Origin of the sequence: Pseudomonas defluvii (genome assembly GCF_001695625.1) — a bacterium.
Lineage (GTDB): Bacteria > Pseudomonadota > Gammaproteobacteria > Pseudomonadales > Pseudomonadaceae > Aquipseudomonas > Aquipseudomonas defluvii.
Genome location: NZ_MBPN01000034.1, coordinates 1 through 17181, shown reverse-complemented (window position 1 = coordinate 17181; position 17181 = coordinate 1). Strand labels below are relative to the sequence as shown.

Genomic DNA, 17181 nt, shown 5'->3' with positions numbered 1-17181 from the left:
TTTATCCACAGGTTAGCTGGCTAACCCGTTATGCAGCAGCTTTCTTGCTAGCCGCTTCGATGCTACGGGTGATGTACCACTGCTGAGTGATGGACAACACGTTGTTCACAACCCAGTACAGCACCAGACCTGCAGGGAACCACAGGAAGAAGAAGGTGAAGATGATTGGCATCAGCTTCATCACCTTGGCCTGCATCGGATCCGGCGGGGTTGGGTTCAGGCGCTGCTGAATGAACATGGTCGCGCCCATGATGATCGGCAGGATGAAGAACGGATCCTTGATCGACAGGTCGGTAATCCAGAACATCCAAGGTGCCTGGCGCATTTCCACGCTTTCCAGCAACACCCAGTACAGCGAAAGGAAGACTGGCATCTGCACCAGGATCGGCAGGCAGCCGCCCAGCGGGTTGATCTTCTCTTTCTTGTACAGCTCCATCATGGCCTGCGACATTTTCTGCCGGTCATCGCCAAATTGTTCTTTCAGCGAAGCAAGCTTGGGTGCCACGGCACGCATGCGCGCCATCGAACGATAGCTGGCAGCCGACAGCGGGAAGAACAGTGCCTTGATCAGCATGGTCAGGACAATGATCGACCAGCCCCAGTTACCCAGGAGGCTGTGGATATGTTGCAGCAGCCAGAAAATTGGCTGGGCAATGAACCAGAGAATGCCGTAGTCGACGGTCAGTTCCAGGCCTGGGGACAACTCCTTGAGCTTGGACTGAATTTTCGGACCGGCATACAGCATGGTGCTGGTTTCGGCTTTACCACCTGCAGCGACTTCCAGTGTCGGGCCAGTGAAACCGATGATGTAGTTGCCTTGGCTGTCCTTGCGCGTCTGAACGATGTTGTTGTCAGACTTGTTCGGAATCCAGGCCGTCACGAAGTAGTGCTGCAGCCAGGCTACCCAACCACCAGACACATTTTCTTTCAGATTGCCCTTGTCGATGTCTTTCATCGACACTTTTTTGTACGGCTCTGCACTTGTCCACAGGGCAGCACCCAGGTAAGTGGCAGTACCGGTGGCAGTGCTCGAGGACGGATCCGAGCTGGCATCGCGCTTGAGCTGGGCAAACAGGTTGCCGCTCCAGGCCTGACCGCTCTGGTTGTCGATCAGGTAGCTGACCGTCAGGTCGTACTCACCGCGCTTGAGTGTAAAGCGCTTGATGTAGTTGACGCCGTTGTCGCTGAACTTCAGGTCGACGACCAGTTGATCCTGACCGTCGGCCAGTTGATAACTTTTCTGTTCGGTAGCGTACAGCGGGCGACCAGATGGACGAGCATCCGGGCCGTTGGTACCGGTCAGACCGCTCTGTGCCAGGTAAACGCGCTCGCCGCCGTTGTCGAACAGCTGGAACGGAATATCGGGATGGTCCTGACGGCGTGGGTATTTCGGCAGCATCAGCTGCGCGATATCACCGCCATTGGGATCGATAGCCAGATCAAGAACATCGGTCTTGACCCGAATCAGGTCTTTGCTGATGGCAACCGGGGCCAGTTCGGTCGAATTCGACTCGGGGTTGGCGCTCGGAACATCGGCACTGGCGGAATTGCTTGCGGCCCGCGCGGTGTCCGGCAACGCCGGCGCGGTGGCGGCGTTCTGGGTCGGCAAGGCTGCCTGTCCGTAGTCCTGGTTCCACTTAAGAACCATGACATAAGACACGATTGCCAGGGCGACGATCAGGATCGTGCGTTTAATATCCATGATTACTCGGCTATCGAAGAAGTACGGGAAGAAGAAGCGGGCGGAACCGGGTCGTATCCACCAGGGTTCCACGGATGGCAACGCCCCAGTCGACGAACGGTCAGCCAACTGCCACGCAGAAGACCATGAGACTCAATGGCTTCGAGTGCGTAGCAGGAGCAGGAGGGGTAGAAACGACAGTGATTGGCCATCAGAGGACTAATGGCGTAACGGTAAAACTGGATCGGAACGAGTACCAGTTTACGCATCTGGACTGTCTACCCCTACGGATTCGGTTGGCGCTGGAGCGGGCCGATTACGCGCAAGACGCTTCCAGAGCTTGCCAAAATGTTGGTGCAATTCTGGGTTTTCGATCTCGCCCAGGCCTTTGCGCGCAACGATAACGATATCCCAACCTGCCAATAAATCTTGGTGAAGGCGGAATGAGTCGCGCATCAATCGCTTGAGTCGATTTCGCTGAACGGAGAGCTTGACGCTCTTTTTTCCGATCACAAGCCCCAAGCGGGGATGATCCAGACCGTTCTCGCGGGCAAGGAGCAAAAGATTCTTGCCTGGAACCTTGCCGGTTGGGGAGTCGAAGACCGCTTTGAAATGTCGGGGGGTCAGCAGACGCTTTTCCCGACTGAAGTCCTGACTCACCACCTGTGCCGAATGATCAAACGGCCAGACGCTTACGGCCTTTGGCACGACGACGCGACAGAACGGCACGACCGTTCTTGGTGGCCATACGGGCACGGAAACCGTGAGTGCGAGCGCGCTTGATGGTGCTTGGTTGGAAAGTACGTTTCATGGCGTGTTACCTGGTTCGTCGACTACGGGCCGGAATGGCCCCCGTTTTAAGAGATCGGCGATTCTAGAGAAAGCAAGGCCATAGGTCAATTTCCAACCAGCTTTTCCTTATAGGTGGTCACATGGGTGGGGGTTGGGTGTGAACGTGTCGAGGTACAGGGTTCAGACCTAAACATAAAAAAAGAGAGAGGAATTATTTAAAGCTTTTCTGTAAATCTTATAAAGCTTATGTAGAAGAATTCTGTGGATAAGGTTCTACAGGCCTTTATCTTCATAGCGTACAGAGAATTTAAACCTTGTCGGGAAGCGGTGCCCTGGCTGTGCCGAACGCTCGGAAAATCTGTGGATAAAAATGTGAGTTATCAACACGCGAGTTATCAACAGATTTCGACCCGGACTTGTGCAAAGACCTCAGGTACGGTTATCCACAGGGCTTATTCACACCCCTCCGGCATCATTTTGTTCACTAAGTCGCTGATCTATCACCACGCTCATCGCATCGGCATGTGGATAACTGCGCGGCCGGTCGGGTACAATGGCTGCTTGTTTTTGCCTCACCGGCTTTCAAACTCAGGGGATATCCGTGTCAGTGGAACTTTGGCAGCAGTGCGTAGAGCTTCTGCGCGATGAACTGCCTGCCCAGCAATTCAACACCTGGATCCGTCCGCTACAGGTCGAAGCCGAAGGCGACGAGTTGCGCGTGTATGCGCCCAACCGTTTCGTTCTCGATTGGGTCAATGAGAAGTACCTTGGGCGTCTGCTCGAACTGCTAGGCGAACAGGGCAACGGCATTGCGCCAGCGCTTTCCTTATTAATAGGCAGCAGACGCAGCTCTGCGCCTCGCGCTGCGCCCAATGCGCCGCTGGCGGCCGCTGTTGCCGCTTCCCAGGCGCAAGCCGCTCAAGTCGCCCCGCCGGTCGTTGAACCGATCGCTGCGCCAGTTGTGGCTCAAATCGAGGATGCGCCTTCACGCGATAGCTTCGATGCCATGGGGGAAAACAACGCCCCCCCTGCTTCTGGCGGCCGGGCCGAACAACGAACCGTGCAGGTTGAAGGTGCGTTGAAACACACCAGCTACCTGAACCGTACCTTTACCTTCGAGAACTTTGTCGAGGGTAAATCCAACCAGTTGGCCCGTGCGGCTGCCTGGCAAGTGGCCGACAACCCGAAACATGGCTATAACCCCCTCTTCCTTTATGGGGGCGTTGGCCTGGGTAAAACGCACTTGATGCACGCTGTGGGTAACCACCTGCTCAAGAAAAATCCGAATGCCAAGGTTGTCTACCTGCATTCCGAGCGTTTTGTTGCGGATATGGTGAAGGCACTGCAACTCAATGCCATCAACGAATTCAAGCGTTTCTACCGTTCGGTCGATGCGCTGCTGATCGATGACATTCAGTTCTTTGCCCGTAAAGAGCGTTCGCAGGAAGAGTTTTTCCACACCTTCAACGCCTTGCTTGAGGGTGGTCAGCAGGTCATTCTCACCAGTGACCGTTACCCGAAGGAAATCGAAGGCCTGGAAGAACGCCTGAAGTCTCGTTTCGGTTGGGGATTGACGGTTGCCGTCGAGCCACCGGAGCTGGAGACGCGGGTGGCGATCCTGATGAAGAAGGCCGATCAGGCCAAGGTCGATCTCCCGCACGATGCGGCGTTCTTTATCGCTCAGCGGATTCGTTCCAACGTCCGTGAACTTGAAGGTGCGCTCAAGCGGGTTATTGCCCATTCGCACTTCATGGGCCGTGACATCACCATTGAACTGATTCGGGAGTCGCTCAAGGATCTGCTGGCGCTGCAGGACAAACTGGTGAGTGTGGATAACATCCAGCGCACCGTTGCCGAGTACTACAAGATCAAGATCTCCGATCTGTTGTCCAAGCGGCGTTCCCGCTCGGTCGCGCGACCACGACAAGTGGCGATGGCGTTGTCCAAGGAACTGACCAACCACAGCTTGCCTGAAATTGGCGACGTATTTGGCGGTCGTGACCACACCACAGTGTTGCACGCGTGCCGCAAGATTAACGAACTCAAGGAATCCGACGCGGATATCCGCGAGGACTACAAGAACCTGCTGCGGACGCTGACAACGTGATGACTGTCAGCGCAGCTTATTAAAGGCAAGGGACTAGACCATGCATTTCACCATTCAACGCGAAGCCCTGTTGAAACCCCTGCAACTGGTCGCAGGCGTCGTCGAGCGCCGTCAGACCTTGCCGGTATTGTCCAACGTGCTGCTGGTTGTCCAAGGCCAACAACTGTCGCTTACCGGTACCGACCTGGAAGTGGAACTGGTTGGCCGTGTGCAATTGGAAGAGCCTGCCGAACCTGGCGAGATCACGGTACCTGCGCGCAAGCTGATGGACATCTGCAAAAGCCTGCCGAGCGATGCGCTGATCGACATCAAGGTCGATGAGCAAAAGCTGCTGGTCAAGGCGGGTCGCAGCCGCTTCACCCTGTCGACCCTGCCTGCCAACGATTTCCCGACAGTCGAGGAAGGCCCTGGTTCGCTGACCTGCACCCTGGAGCAAAGCAAACTGCGCCGATTGATCGAGCGTACCAGCTTTGCCATGGCGCAACAGGATGTTCGTTACTACCTCAACGGTATGCTGCTGGAAGTATCCACAGGCACACTGCGAGCCGTTGCTACCGATGGCCATCGCCTGGCAATGTGCTCGATGAGCGCAAACATTGATCAAGCAGATCGTCATCAGGTGATCGTGCCACGTAAGGGTATTCTTGAGCTGGCGCGTCTACTGACCGAGCCTGAAGGCACTGTTAGTATTGTGCTTGGCCAACACCATATCCGTGCAACCACTGGCGAGTTCACGTTCACCTCGAAGCTGGTCGATGGCAAGTTCCCGGACTACGAGCGCGTGCTGCCCAAGGGCGGCGACAAGCTGGTAGTGGGCGACCGTCAGGCACTGCGTGAGGCATTCAGCCGTACCGCAATTCTGTCCAACGAAAAGTACCGTGGTATTCGTCTGCAACTGGCCAATGCCCAGCTGAAGATTCAGGCGAACAACCCGGAGCAGGAAGAAGCGGAAGAGGAAATCAGCGTCGACTACAACGGCAGCTCGTTGGAAATCGGTTTCAACGTCAGCTACCTGTTGGACGTACTGGGTGTCATGACCACCGAGCAGGTTCGTCTGATTCTGTCTGACTCCAACAGCAGTGCCCTGCTGCAGGAAGCAGGCAATGACGATTCCGCATACGTCGTCATGCCGATGCGTCTGTAACCTTGTCTCGCATAGTCTAGATGTCCCTCAGTCGCGTTTCTGTCACCGCGGTGCGTAACCTGCACCCGGTGACATTCTCCCCCTCCCCCCGCATCAACATTCTGCATGGCGCCAACGGCAGCGGAAAAACCAGCGTTCTTGAAGCGATCCATTTGCTGGGTCTTGCCCGCTCCTTCCGCAGCACACGTTTGAACCCGGTTATTCAGTATGAACAGTTGGCCTGCACCGTGTTCGGTCAGGTTGAATTGGCCGAGGGTGGTTCAAGCAACCTGGGTATTTCCCGAGATCGCCAAGGGGAGTTCACTATTCGTATTGACGGGCAGAATGCCCGTAGCACGGCTCAATTGGCTGAAATTCTGCCGTTGCAATTGATCAATCCGGACAGCTTTCGCCTCCTTGAGGGCGCTCCGAAAATCCGCCGGCAGTTTCTCGATTGGGGGGTGTTCCACGTGGAACCTCGCTTCATGGGAACCTGGCAGCGACTGCAGAAGGCCCTGCGGCAGCGGAACTCATGGTTGCGGCATGGTACACTTGACCCAGTTTCGCAAGCGGCATGGGACCGGGAATTGTGCCTGGCCAGTGCGGAATTGGATGAATACCGCCGTACTTACATCAAAGCCTTGAAGCCGGTTTTCGAGCAAACCTTGAGTGAGTTGGTCGAGCTTGAAGGATTGACCCTCAGCTATTACCGCGGTTGGGACAAGGACCGGGAGCTTAGTGAAGTTCTCGCCAGCTCCCTGCAGCGGGATCAGCAAATGGGCCACACCCAGGCCGGGCCGCAACGTGCGGATCTGCGCTTGAGGCTAGGCGGGCATAACGCCGCGGAGATTCTCTCCCGGGGCCAGCAAAAGCTAGTGGTGTGCGCATTACGTATCGCCCAAGGCCATCTGGTCAGCCAGGCTCGGCGAGGTCAGTGTATTTATCTGGTGGATGACTTGCCGTCCGAGCTGGATGAGCAGCACCGCCACGCGCTTTGTCGTTTGTTGGAAGAATTACGCTGCCAGGTATTTATCACCTGTGTAGATCACGAATTATTGAGGGAAGGCTGGCAGACGGAAACGCCAGTTGCCTTGTTCCACGTGGAACAGGGCCGTATCACCCAGACCCACGACCATCGGGAGTGAAGGCATGAGCGAAAATCAAACGTACGACTCCTCCAGCATTAAAGTGCTGAAAGGGCTGGATGCCGTGCGCAAGCGTCCCGGTATGTACATTGGCGACACCGATGATGGTAGCGGCCTGCACCACATGGTGTTCGAGGTGGTCGATAACTCGATCGACGAAGCCCTCGCTGGCCACTGTGACGACATCACCGTAATCATTCACCCGGACGAGTCCATCACCGTCCGCGACAACGGCCGTGGTATCCCGGTCGATGTGCATAAAGAAGAAGGCGTCTCCGCAGCAGAGGTCATCATGACCGTTCTGCACGCTGGCGGTAAATTCGACGACAACTCGTATAAAGTCTCCGGTGGTCTGCACGGTGTGGGTGTTTCTGTAGTAAACGCCCTTTCTGAGCAACTGGTATTGACCGTTCGCCGCAGCGGCAAGATCTGGGAACAGATCTACGTTCATGGTGTTCCACAGGCTCCGATGAAAATCGTTGGTGAAAGTGAAACGACTGGTACCCAGATCCACTTCAAGCCATCGGCTGAGACCTTCAAGAATATCCACTTCAGCTGGGACATCCTGGCCAAGCGTATTCGCGAACTGTCGTTCCTCAACTCGGGCGTCGGCATCCTGCTGAAGGATGAGCGCTCCGGTAAGGACGAACACTTCAAGTACGAAGGTGGTCTGCGCGCATTCGTTGAGTACCTGAACACCAACAAGACGCCGGTCAACCAGGTGTTCCACTTCAACGTTCAGCGTGAAGACGGTGTGGGTGTCGAGATTGCCCTGCAGTGGAACGACAGCTTCAACGAGAACCTGTTGTGCTTCACCAACAACATTCCACAGCGTGACGGCGGTACTCACCTGGTTGGTTTCCGCTCGGCGCTGACCCGTAACCTGAACAACTACATCGAGCAGGAAGGTCTGGCCAAGAAGAACAAGGTCTCGACCACTGGCGACGATGCCCGTGAAGGTCTGACCGCGATCATCTCGGTCAAGGTTCCAGATCCGAAGTTCAGTTCCCAGACCAAAGACAAGCTGGTTTCTTCTGAAGTGAAGACGGCAGTGGAGCAGGAGATGGGCAAGTACTTCTCCGACTTCCTGCTGGAGAACCCGAACGAAGCCAAGGCCGTTGTTGGCAAGATGATCGACGCGGCGCGTGCTCGTGAAGCAGCGCGCAAGGCACGGGAAATGACCCGCCGTAAAGGTGCGCTGGATATCGCCGGCCTGCCAGGCAAACTGGCTGACTGCCAGGAGAAAGACCCTGCCCTTTCCGAACTGTACCTGGTGGAGGGTGACTCCGCAGGTGGTTCGGCCAAGCAAGGCCGTAACCGCAAGACCCAGGCAATCCTGCCGCTCAAAGGTAAGATCCTCAACGTCGAGAAAGCACGTTTCGACAAGATGATCTCTTCCCAGGAAGTTGGCACGCTGATCACTGCGTTGGGTTGTGGTATCGGGCGCGACGAGTACAACATCGAAAAGCTGCGTTATCACAACATCATCATCATGACCGATGCTGACGTTGACGGTTCGCACATTCGTACCCTGCTGCTGACCTTCTTCTTCCGTCAGTTGCCGGAGCTGGTTGAGCGCGGCTATATCTACATTGCCCAGCCACCGCTGTACAAAGTGAAGAAAGGCAAACAGGAGCAGTACATCAAGGACGACGAGGCCATGGAAGAGTACATGACCCAGTCGGCCCTCGAGGACGCAAGCCTGCACCTGAACGACTCGGCCCCGGGGATTTCCGGTGAGGCGCTGGAGCGTCTGGTCAACGAGTTCCGCACCGTGATGAAGACCCTCAAGCGTCTGTCGCGCCTGTACCCACAGGAGCTGACCGAGCACTTCATCTACCTGCCGGCGGTATCGCTTGAACAATTGTCTGACCATGCCGGGATGCAAGCCTGGTTGGCCAAGTTCGACGAGCGCCTGCGCACCAGCGAGAAGTCCGGCCTGGTCTACAAGGCCAGCCTGCGTGAAGACCGCGAGCGCAATGTCTGGCTGCCAGAAGTGGAAATCACCTCTCACGGCTTGGCCAGCTACGTGACCTTCAACCGTGACTTCTTTGGCAGTAACGACTACCGAACCGTTACCGCTCTGGGTTCGCAGTTGGTCACTCTGCTGGACGACGGCGCCTATGTTCAACGTGGCGAGCGCAAGAAGGCCGTTACCGAGTTCAAGGAAGCCCTTGACTGGCTGATGACTGAAAGCACCAAGCGCCACACCATCCAGCGCTACAAAGGGCTGGGCGAGATGAACCCGGACCAACTGTGGGAAACCACCATGGACCCAAGCGTGCGTCGCATGCTCAGGGTGACCATCGAAGACGCGATCGCTGCCGATCAGATCTTCAACACCTTGATGGGCGATGCGGTGGAGCCGCGTCGTGAGTTCATCGAGAGCAACGCACTGGCAGTGTCCAACCTGGACTTCTGATTAGCTGTAGGTTCACACAATAGATGCTTCGTTTCACGAATAGTTGACCGGCCGGGCTGCAACCCTGGGCCCTGTCGGTCACCATCAAGCCCGCCTTCGCGGGCTTTTTTTTGCCTGGAATTCCTGCTGGGGCGCCCTACTCCGCTCATGGGAAAATGATGGAAATGTGGGGCGTTGAGGAAGGGATCTGATGGAGCGCCGGAAATGCTCAGAGGATCGGCGGGCGAATTTGAGCAGCAGAGGGACTCAAAGGATATTAAAAACTAATATCTGAATATGTAATAGTTAATTAAGCGTACGCGTTAAGTATTAATTTAAACACCTGGGTATTGAAGCGGCATTTATTGGAAGTTGCCAAGTTGGATTTTTTGTAGATTTCGAAGGGATGTTGGAATAAGATCTATGACCAACTTTTTCCGATTTGTAGTGGTCAACTAATCCCGGACACGACGTTAAGTTTTTCCTCGGCCCGAGCTGGCGCCAGCCCACCGTTAAATTGATGGGGTCTTACCCAGTTGTACCGATGCATCAAGAAGTGGCTGATATCGCGCTGGGCTTCTTGAGCCGTTCTGTAGAACGTAGTCGGTATCCATTCCGTTTTCAAGCTGCGGAACACGCGCTCCATTGGCGCGTTGTCCCAGCAATTTCCTCGGCGACTCATGCTCTGGCGCATGCGATAACGCCACAATCGCTGACGAAATAGCCGGCTTGCGTATTGCGACCCCTGATCTGAGTGAAACAGCAGACTCGAAGGCCTGCTACGCTGCTCGTAGGCCATATCCAGGGCCTTGCTCACCAGTTCAGCGTCCGGCTTTTCCGACAACGCCCAGCCCACCACCCGGCGCGTGCAAAGATCCAGCACGACCGCCAAGTAATGCCATTTCCCCTGGGCCCAAATGTAAGTGATGTCGCCGCACCACACTTGGTTGGGGGCCGGGACATCGAACTCCCGATTCAAGATGTTCGGGATATCGAGTCGCTCTGCCGTCGCTCGTTTGTAGGCATGTGAGCCGGGTTGTTTACTGACTAAATCAAGCTCGCGCATCAAGCTGCGCACTTTGAACCGACCAAGCTGCTCACCGTCTTCAAGCATCAGCGACAAGATGCTGCGGCTGCCGGCAGCGCTACGACTTTGCATGAACAACTCGCTCACCCGGCTGCGCAACCGCAGCCGTTCAACATCGGGCGTGCGGCGCCTAAGGCGCTAGGCGTAGTAACACGAGCGGGTGACTTCAAACACCTTGCACAGCCAATCAACCGGCTCATGGACGCTCAGCTGATTGATCAGCGCGTACGCTCGTGATCTTCCGACATCAAGAGCGCGGTAGCCTTTTTTAATATGGATTTTTCCCGTTCAAGACGGGCAATCCGGGCTTCCAGCTCCTGAATTTTCTGTTGTTCCGGGGTCAATGCTTTGCTCTGCGGCGTAACACCTTGGCGCTCCTGCTGAACCTGATCAACCCAGCGGCGCAGGGCCGACTCGCCGACGCCGAGTGAACGGCTAGCTTCGATGTAGCTGTAGTTTTGCTTGAGCACGAGGTCGGCAGCCTCGCGTTTGAATTCAGCAGAAAAGGAACGGCGTTGTTTGGTCATCTGACACCTCAATCTGGCGAGCATTCTCGCCTAAATAGGTGTCCGGTTTCATTAGACCACTACACTGTGATTGGGAAGCGCTCATTGATCGGGCGCGATGAGGCAAGCGTTTGAGGCAATCCGGGAAGCAACGCTGAGGGTTCAGCCTTTGGCAGAGCCTGAGGTAGAGCGTCTTCAGATATTCGCGAATTTGCGTTATCAGACCGCTGTTTACTTTCAGATTGTGAAGGCGAGGCAGCCACAGTCAACCATTTCACTGAGAGGTTAGGGCAGTGACAAAAAAATTTCCGATCATTTTTCCCGACCATCCCTTGTACACCGACGCTGTCGAGGCGATGAAGCGTTATCACGAAGCTCAGCTCAATGGTTGTCCTGATCATGAAATCCAGCGCCTTCGTCAGATAGCTGAAATGCAATTTCGAGCTGTAAACGAGTATCAGCTCAGTGCGCTGGGCCGTCAGCCTTGTACCGCCAATTGATCGAGAGGCATTACCCAATGCTGGGGCACCCTGCGCGTAACTTTGATCAAAGTTGACTTCACAGATGTCGCAGCGACGCAACAATGAGCGAACCAGGCTCGATCAATTTCGCTCCGGGCGAAACGAGTGCGACTTTCTGTCAGAAGAAAAACCGTGTCGTGGAAAATTCTTCCCCAATCTGAGAGAGGAGCAAGACGGGATCGGTACTGAGTAGATCACCTCTTTCAGCTCGTCCGCATCGGGTAGAAGAAGAGGTATGAGTGTTCCCAACAATTACTAGCTCACAAGCGTTAAGACCTCCCGCTTGAAAAGCATCAGCATGTTGAAGCAGAATGATATCAATATGCCTTATCTGTTTGGCATCTCTTACATCCTAAGGACAGAAAATGCAACAAGGCGCAATGACAGAGGCAGTCAGAATGAAAATAGATTATGAGCGCCCACTTCTTGCATATGCTTACTTAGCTCAGACTGGCGCGCAGAATGATATATTGACAGGTCTAGTGCCGTTGATTGCTCCGATTGCTAAAGAACAGTCGGGGAAATATTTCGAACGCGACCATTTAAGCAAAGAACTAAAAAATTATATGGTATTGATGTGCATCCTTGGGCGTTAGATGAGCTTGTGCCTCGGATGGAAAAAGCCAATATTATAAGCAAGACAAGTAGTAATCGTTCGGGAGCGATGTACAAGTACAACGAGAAAACCGATGATGGACTAACGACGACAACAGAAAGTGATATCGAAGAAATACTAGAGGATTTTATTGGCTATTCTAAAACTGTAATAGAAAAGTCCAGGATTGAAATGCCGGAGGAACTACTCCGCAAGCACTTTTTCAACCAGATTGCAACAGCCGACTTCCAAATAAGTCTGTTAAGACCAAGCAACAACAATCCTCGGAGCAGCAGGCTATTGCAGTTGCGTCCTACGGAAAATGACGAGAACGAGGACATTTCAAATGGCGATTATAACTCATTAAGTGGTAGGCCATCGCAAGCTCAGGTCGAACAGATGAAAATCATCAGTGCGGCTTATGTAATGCACACCAGTGTTGATAAGAAACACTTCTACAATCAACTGATTAACATTGCTTCAGGAGCAATTTTAGCTGAATACATCCTCAACCTAAGAGAGCCAAATAGCTCTTTTACGCTGCAATCACTTCGTCTATACCTGGATGCGCCGCTGGTGATGTCGTATTTAGATTTAAATGAGGAGCTGGTAAGTGCTCATACTAAGCTTCTCATTGACAGTCTAAGAGAAAAAGGTGCCTCTTTATATATATTCAAGCCGCATGTTGACGAGCTCAGAGATAACTTGAGATCTGCCACTACTCAAGATGGGACAGGTATAAGGCGGGCAACCCATAGACGCATGGGTAGTGCCGCGTTCCGCTCACAGGTTCAGCTCATATTGACTGATGTAGAGGGCTATCTTAAGAGCAGGCAAATTTATGTCATACCTGTATCTAAAAACGTGTCCTATTTCTCGGAAGAGCAGGTAGAGAATTTAACTAGGGATCTAGGGTCGTACGCATTGCACGCTCGCCAGAGGGACGCAGAGGCTGTTGCAGGAGTCATGAGGCTCAGGGCTGGAAAAATCAATTCCCGAAACTACTTCCATGAATGTCAGCACATTTTTGTAACGGAAAACGTTAAAGTTGCATCAGTATCTTTTGACTTTACAATTGCCAACTTGGCTTATAAGGAGAACTATACACCACCGGCTGTAACTGGGCGCTACATGGCGGGCCTAATTTTTGTTCTGTATGGTAGTGCTGCATCTACAGAGCTCACTCACCAGAAATTGCTGGCCAACTGCGCCTCAGCACTTGAGCCCAACCATTTTTTGCTATCAAAAGTCACAAACTTTCTGAAAGAAGCATCTGGAGATAAAGCTGATAGCTTTGTTGAAATGATGACAAGCCTGCGATCTTCGCAACATCGCGCAATCTATTTGCTTAATCAAACCCCAGTAATTGACAACCTGGCTGATGCTGAGCGTGCCTTCGTGGACTTTGAAACCGAGATTCGGGATTCAATGGCTTTGGAGCACATAGCGAAAGAAGAAGAGCAGGCAGCTAGGCACCAGCAAGAAATTAATGATATTTTATCTTCCCAGCGCAAAATAAATTTCCAAAGCGAAGAAGCGAAAAGTAAACTTGCGCTTGAATTAAAATCCAAGGAAAAAGCAATACAGCTCAACCAAAAATCCATAGACGACATTACTGCCGAGCTTGTTTCGAAAAACGAAGAAATTCATGAGCTAAAATTACAACAGCAGCGGAGGGACGAAGAGTCAGTTAGCAGGGAAATTGAAGACCTACAGGACCTTTTGTTCAAGAGTATTTCCATTGAGGAGAAGAGATCTAAGATTATTTGGAGATTTGTATTAGGCATAGGCTTTGCCGCGGCTGTTGCTGCAAATTTCTGGGGGTTAAATGTTGGAAAACATTTATTAATCCAAATTCTTTGTGCTTCCTCTGTGGTAGGCGTGCCATTGATCTCTGCAAAAATAGCATCTCGTATTCTAACCAAGAACAGGTCAGTGCGTAATCAAAGGAAATTCAATGAGTTATTGAGGGAGCGAAGCACGCTGGCAAGAATTTCCGCTAATTATGATATTGATTTCTCCACTGGCGTGGTAAGTAAAATCGACCCGACCGCTCTTCCGTCATCTACATAGCTAAGTTACAATTTATTGATGATTAGACCCAGAGATATTTTGAAGAGCTCTAAAAAATAGGTGGTTCGAGGGCCGCATTACCAGTGCCTGTGCAGAAGCTAGTCTGGGTCAATTTGTAGATCCCTCTGTAAGGGGATTCAGTTGATCCTGGCGAGCAAAGCCGCAGCTCTAGATGTCGCGTGCTACCCGGCACTCCTTGATTCTGGGCGAACGATTGAGCCGGAAGCACTCAATGTGCTTCTGGCTTTCCCGCTTCTGACGTGATCGAGCAGGAGCGTCCTCCTCCTATCTGCCCTCGCTCACCCGAGGACCCTATTGCCAAAACCCGACGAATCTGGTGTGATTACCGCGTCGGGTTTTGCATGGTGGCCGTGCAAGCAAATCAAACTCGACTCCTACTCATGATTGAACCTGATTCGACGTCCAGCTTCGCGTCTAACGGCCCTACAAGCGCAGCTACCCCAACGTCGCTCATTAGGGGATAGTCATGTCTGCAAAAAAGCTGCTTCAACCTCTCGCTGCTCAGCTGCACGCCTCGTTCTCGGCTTCTGGCCGTCCTTACTCTCATCAGGACATCCACCAGCTGTTCCACGCGGCGATCGGCTCCGTTGCACCGCAAGTTGCCTCCCAAGACAAGCTGCCAATCCAGGTCTATCGTGACAACGAGACTCGGCAGTACAACCTCTACGCGGCGGTCGAGCGCGCGAAAAAGTGCTTAGGATTGACCGATCTTCAAGCAGTCGGTGTGGCAGAAGAAGTCATCGAGGTGCTACGAACCGCGGGAATCGGCGTGAACCAGGTTCGCCTGCTTCTTGACCCCTCCTTCACCTCGAAGACTCGCAAAAAGGCTTTCAAGGCCCTCTGCAAAAATCTGGATCTGAACGAGCTAGGCGATCGCTTCATCCCCAAGACTGCCACGTTGGCGATCGCTGCTGGTATTGCGCCGCCTCCCAAAATGTCGTGGAAGGATCGCTTCGCCCTGGCTGCAAATTTCCCTATGCGAGGGCCAAGCGAACTCATCAGCATGGTCAACCGAGGTGAGTGTTATCTGTGGGTATTCCCGCCGACTGACCATCATGCGACCGCTCCAGCGACGCATGACCGTTTCTTTGGTGAACAGACCCATCCGAGCGCAGAAATGGGCATGGGGTTCAGCATCATCGATTCCGGCTGGACCCGCCCCAAGTACCCGCTCGCCAAGCAGTCACAAGAGACCTTCATCCAGTATTCGCTTTCTGCACCGATGTGGTCTTGGCGCGCACAAAGTGACACCTGGCGGCTGGGAAACATCCTTCGCTCCAGGATCCTTGACGGGGCTCCTTGGCATAACGAGCCTCTGAGCGATGTGCTGCCGAGCGGCCTTAAATCCCTGCCCCGGATCCATGGGTGCGAAACCTGCCGAACGCTGTTCATTGAGAATCACAGCGACTATCCGGATGTACCCACTCAGTGCCAGTGCGGTGAGGCGAGCAGCACGGGTGACCAAAACAAGACACCTGCTCTCAATAGCTGATTTTTCTTACGGTGGCGGGCTATGCCCCCCGTTAGGGATTGGCTATGGGAGCGGGATTCGCTCACCCCAAACCTGAAGGCGCCGCCACCTAACCGAGCGATATGAGCTGAATGCTCGCGGAGTAGATATGCAGAACAGTACCAAAAAACAAGACACCCTGGCGGCGATCAATGCACTTGTGGAAATTGCCTATGATCAGGGATTTGCGAACGGACATGAGGTCGGCAATCAAGTCGGTTTCGTAGCCGGTGTCATCAGCCTCAAAGCTGCATTGGCCTGCGGCTTACGGCACGGCTCACCTGAGTGTGGAAAGGCCCTTGAAAGCCTCAAGCGCATCGGGATCGACGGGTGAGAGAAAATACGGGTCGTGCGCTGATCGCGCACGACGCGTACTTCTACTTCAGGTCATTTCCCTGCTTAGCTTCATTATTGAAGCTCAGGGATCAGGTGCTTCTGCGGAGGCCAACAACCGCAAGGCCTTAAAGAATATGGCTATGTCGTAGATTGCGTTTACACCGCGTCAGATGGATTGTTCACCTCTGTGAACCAAAGTGATGCATCGGATTTTGATTGACACGCGTGCAGCGTAGGATAGCCTTGCAATCGAGGGCTGCAACTGCGCATTAGTCGGGCCTGGGTACCAGTATGAGCCCCCCCGCGATTTTGGCAGCAGAGGAAGCTGGTTCCTCTGAAGTAGTGACGGCGGGCATTGCCGGTCGGATTCTGAACCCAAGGTCGCTAGACTGGGAGCTAAAGGATCGCTGCGACTACTCCTCATCCTAACGTGCCTCTAGCAGAAAGAGTTCGCCTAAAAACAGCGGCCCCTTTCTCTTTGTCGCTGTTGACTAGAAACTTACGAGATCCTCAGCGACTCTCGTCAGTCAAACTTGGAGTTCTCAGTCGACTTGACGGATGATCCGCGTGAGTTCATAGGGAGGATTCTGGATTTCACATGTACCTGTCCCATTTTTAAAGCCCTGAAAGTAAACAGTTTTACCGACGTAGTCCGGCTGCATCAATTCCCCTGTACCACATGGACCAAAATCAGCTGAGACCTCGTAAAGCCGCTTGGAGAAATCAGCACCCTTTCCGGGCGAAACCGTCCCCTTAGCAGTACGACGGTGGCCGTTGGCATCGACAGTTACAAGCTCGATCCATTTGGTTCCACCGCTCTCATAGGCCTGAACGTAATTCCCTTGATTCGCTGGAAATTCAACACGTGCGATTTCGCTCGCTTCACTGGTGCCAGCTAGCATAGCAAGGGGAACAGCCAACGAAAACACAGCCTGAAGCATCAAACGCATAGATCTTTCCTCACTGTGGGAGACAGCGGTGCGCTGGCCCTGGAACACAAGATGGGGGCTAACTGTGTATTTATCCAGTGGGTGCGGAGTTTTTTGAGGGACCTGGCCGTGCTGCTGGATGTGTTCAGGAAAACAAGAGGCGATTCACTCAGCCGGTTCGCCTGCGCGCCCATGTTCCACGTGGAACCAACTATTGTGTGAGGCGAATAGGCTCTTCTCATTTTTTTTGTGAGACCTAACCGGCGGCCTCACAGAAAAGGTGAGTTTTCGTCAATGTTTGCAGGGGCAACCGAATCATCTATTTTGTGAACCTACATTAGCTGTAGGCTCTCA

Annotated in this window: 14 protein-coding genes and 1 pseudogene; 9 read left to right on the top strand and 6 right to left on the bottom strand. The window is 53.5% G+C overall.

Annotated features, from left to right (window positions below; all coding sequences use genetic code 11):
* Window positions 1-28: 28 nt before the first annotated feature.
* The 4 genes from yidC to rpmH are packed head-to-tail and all read right to left on the bottom strand — an operon-like array spanning window position 29 to window position 2492.
* Window positions 29-1702 (bottom strand): membrane protein insertase YidC, encoded by a 1674-nt coding sequence (gene yidC / locus EKA13_RS11720; protein WP_065759564.1) that lies wholly within the window; start codon window positions 1700-1702, stop codon window positions 29-31.
* A 2-nt stretch (window positions 1703-1704) separates the two neighbouring features.
* A complete protein-coding gene (gene yidD, locus EKA13_RS11715; protein ID WP_083199795.1) occupies window positions 1705-1950 on the bottom strand; it encodes a membrane protein insertion efficiency factor YidD in 246 nt (81 codons plus the stop codon).
* Window positions 1943-2344 carry a ribonuclease P protein component gene (gene rnpA / locus EKA13_RS11710; protein ID WP_065759563.1) on the bottom strand — a complete coding sequence of 134 codons (402 nt, stop codon included), beginning with the start codon at window positions 2342-2344 and terminating at the stop codon, window positions 1943-1945. Before rnpA ends, yidD begins: the two co-directional genes overlap by 8 nt.
* Window positions 2345-2357: 13 nt before the next feature.
* The gene (gene rpmH, locus EKA13_RS11705) at window positions 2358-2492 is read right to left on the bottom strand and encodes a 50S ribosomal protein L34 (protein ID WP_002551315.1); all 135 of its coding nucleotides are present in this window, start codon (window positions 2490-2492) and stop codon (window positions 2358-2360) included.
* A gap of 582 nt (window positions 2493-3074) precedes the next feature.
* On the opposite strand from rpmH, the gene dnaA reads away from it, so the two are divergent.
* The 4 genes from dnaA to gyrB are packed head-to-tail and all read left to right on the top strand — an operon-like array spanning window position 3075 to window position 9270.
* The gene (gene dnaA / locus EKA13_RS11700) at window positions 3075-4580 is read left to right on the top strand and encodes a chromosomal replication initiator protein DnaA (RefSeq protein WP_065759562.1); all 1506 of its coding nucleotides are present in this window, start codon (window positions 3075-3077) and stop codon (window positions 4578-4580) included.
* 40 nt (window positions 4581-4620) lie between these two features.
* A complete protein-coding gene (gene dnaN / locus EKA13_RS11695) occupies window positions 4621-5724 on the top strand; it encodes a DNA polymerase III subunit beta (protein ID WP_065759561.1) in 1104 nt (367 codons plus the stop codon).
* A 20-nt stretch (window positions 5725-5744) separates the two neighbouring features.
* Window positions 5745-6848 (top strand): DNA replication/repair protein RecF, encoded by a 1104-nt coding sequence (gene recF, locus EKA13_RS11690; protein ID WP_065759560.1) that lies wholly within the window; start codon window positions 5745-5747, stop codon window positions 6846-6848.
* A gap of 4 nt (window positions 6849-6852) precedes the next feature.
* Window positions 6853-9270, top strand: a complete 2418-nt coding sequence (gene gyrB / locus EKA13_RS11685; protein ID WP_065759559.1) for a DNA topoisomerase (ATP-hydrolyzing) subunit B — start codon at window positions 6853-6855, stop codon at window positions 9268-9270.
* A gap of 430 nt (window positions 9271-9700) precedes the next feature.
* Here the strand turns inward: gyrB and EKA13_RS11680 are convergent.
* A pseudogene (locus EKA13_RS11680) lies at window positions 9701-10863 on the bottom strand (IS3 family transposase).
* 272 nt (window positions 10864-11135) lie between these two features.
* On the opposite strand from EKA13_RS11680, the gene EKA13_RS11675 reads away from it, so the two are divergent.
* The 5 genes from EKA13_RS11675 to EKA13_RS11655 all read left to right on the top strand — a co-directional run bounded on the left by EKA13_RS11675 (window position 11136) and on the right by EKA13_RS11655 (window position 15896).
* Complete coding sequence (locus EKA13_RS11675) at window positions 11136-11342, top strand: hypothetical protein (RefSeq protein ID WP_083199793.1); 207 nt, start codon at window positions 11136-11138, stop codon at window positions 11340-11342.
* A 386-nt stretch (window positions 11343-11728) separates the two neighbouring features.
* Window positions 11729-11959 (top strand): hypothetical protein, encoded by a 231-nt coding sequence (locus EKA13_RS11670; protein WP_065759558.1) that lies wholly within the window; start codon window positions 11729-11731, stop codon window positions 11957-11959.
* 17 nt (window positions 11960-11976) lie between these two features.
* Window positions 11977-14031, top strand: coding sequence for a hypothetical protein (locus tag EKA13_RS11665; RefSeq protein WP_065759557.1), 2055 nt, complete (start codon window positions 11977-11979; stop codon window positions 14029-14031).
* Window positions 14032-14518: 487 nt separating this feature from the next.
* Window positions 14519-15544, top strand: coding sequence for a hypothetical protein (locus EKA13_RS11660; protein WP_065759556.1), 1026 nt, complete (start codon window positions 14519-14521; stop codon window positions 15542-15544).
* A 127-nt stretch (window positions 15545-15671) separates the two neighbouring features.
* The gene (locus tag EKA13_RS11655) at window positions 15672-15896 is read left to right on the top strand and encodes a hypothetical protein (RefSeq protein ID WP_065759555.1); all 225 of its coding nucleotides are present in this window, start codon (window positions 15672-15674) and stop codon (window positions 15894-15896) included.
* 544 nt (window positions 15897-16440) lie between these two features.
* On the opposite strand, the gene EKA13_RS11650 is transcribed toward EKA13_RS11655, so the two are convergent.
* Window positions 16441-16848 carry a hypothetical protein gene (locus EKA13_RS11650; protein ID WP_065759554.1) on the bottom strand — a complete coding sequence of 136 codons (408 nt, stop codon included), beginning with the start codon at window positions 16846-16848 and terminating at the stop codon, window positions 16441-16443.
* Window positions 16849-17181 lie beyond the last annotated feature (333 nt).

What these genes read in the sequence shown, in the direction of transcription:
- yidC (WP_065759564.1), bottom strand. Translation starts at nt 1,702, where the DNA reads ATGGATATTAAACGCACGATCCTGATCGTCGCCCTGGCAATCGTGTCT.
- yidD (WP_083199795.1), bottom strand. Translation starts at nt 1,950, where the DNA reads ATGCGTAAACTGGTACTCGTTCCGATCCAGTTTTACCGTTACGCCATT.
- rpmH (WP_002551315.1), bottom strand. Translation starts at nt 2,492, where the DNA reads ATGAAACGTACTTTCCAACCAAGCACCATCAAGCGCGCTCGCACTCAC.
- dnaN (WP_065759561.1), top strand. Translation starts at nt 4,621, where the DNA reads ATGCATTTCACCATTCAACGCGAAGCCCTGTTGAAACCCCTGCAACTG.
- recF (WP_065759560.1), top strand. Translation starts at nt 5,745, where the DNA reads ATGTCCCTCAGTCGCGTTTCTGTCACCGCGGTGCGTAACCTGCACCCG.
- gyrB (WP_065759559.1), top strand. Translation starts at nt 6,853, where the DNA reads ATGAGCGAAAATCAAACGTACGACTCCTCCAGCATTAAAGTGCTGAAA.
- EKA13_RS11670 (WP_065759558.1), top strand. Translation starts at nt 11,729, where the DNA reads ATGCAACAAGGCGCAATGACAGAGGCAGTCAGAATGAAAATAGATTAT.
- EKA13_RS11665 (WP_065759557.1), top strand. Translation starts at nt 11,977, where the DNA reads ATGGAAAAAGCCAATATTATAAGCAAGACAAGTAGTAATCGTTCGGGA.
- EKA13_RS11660 (WP_065759556.1), top strand. Translation starts at nt 14,519, where the DNA reads ATGTCTGCAAAAAAGCTGCTTCAACCTCTCGCTGCTCAGCTGCACGCC.
- EKA13_RS11655 (WP_065759555.1), top strand. Translation starts at nt 15,672, where the DNA reads ATGCAGAACAGTACCAAAAAACAAGACACCCTGGCGGCGATCAATGCA.
- EKA13_RS11650 (WP_065759554.1), bottom strand. Translation starts at nt 16,848, where the DNA reads ATGCGTTTGATGCTTCAGGCTGTGTTTTCGTTGGCTGTTCCCCTTGCT.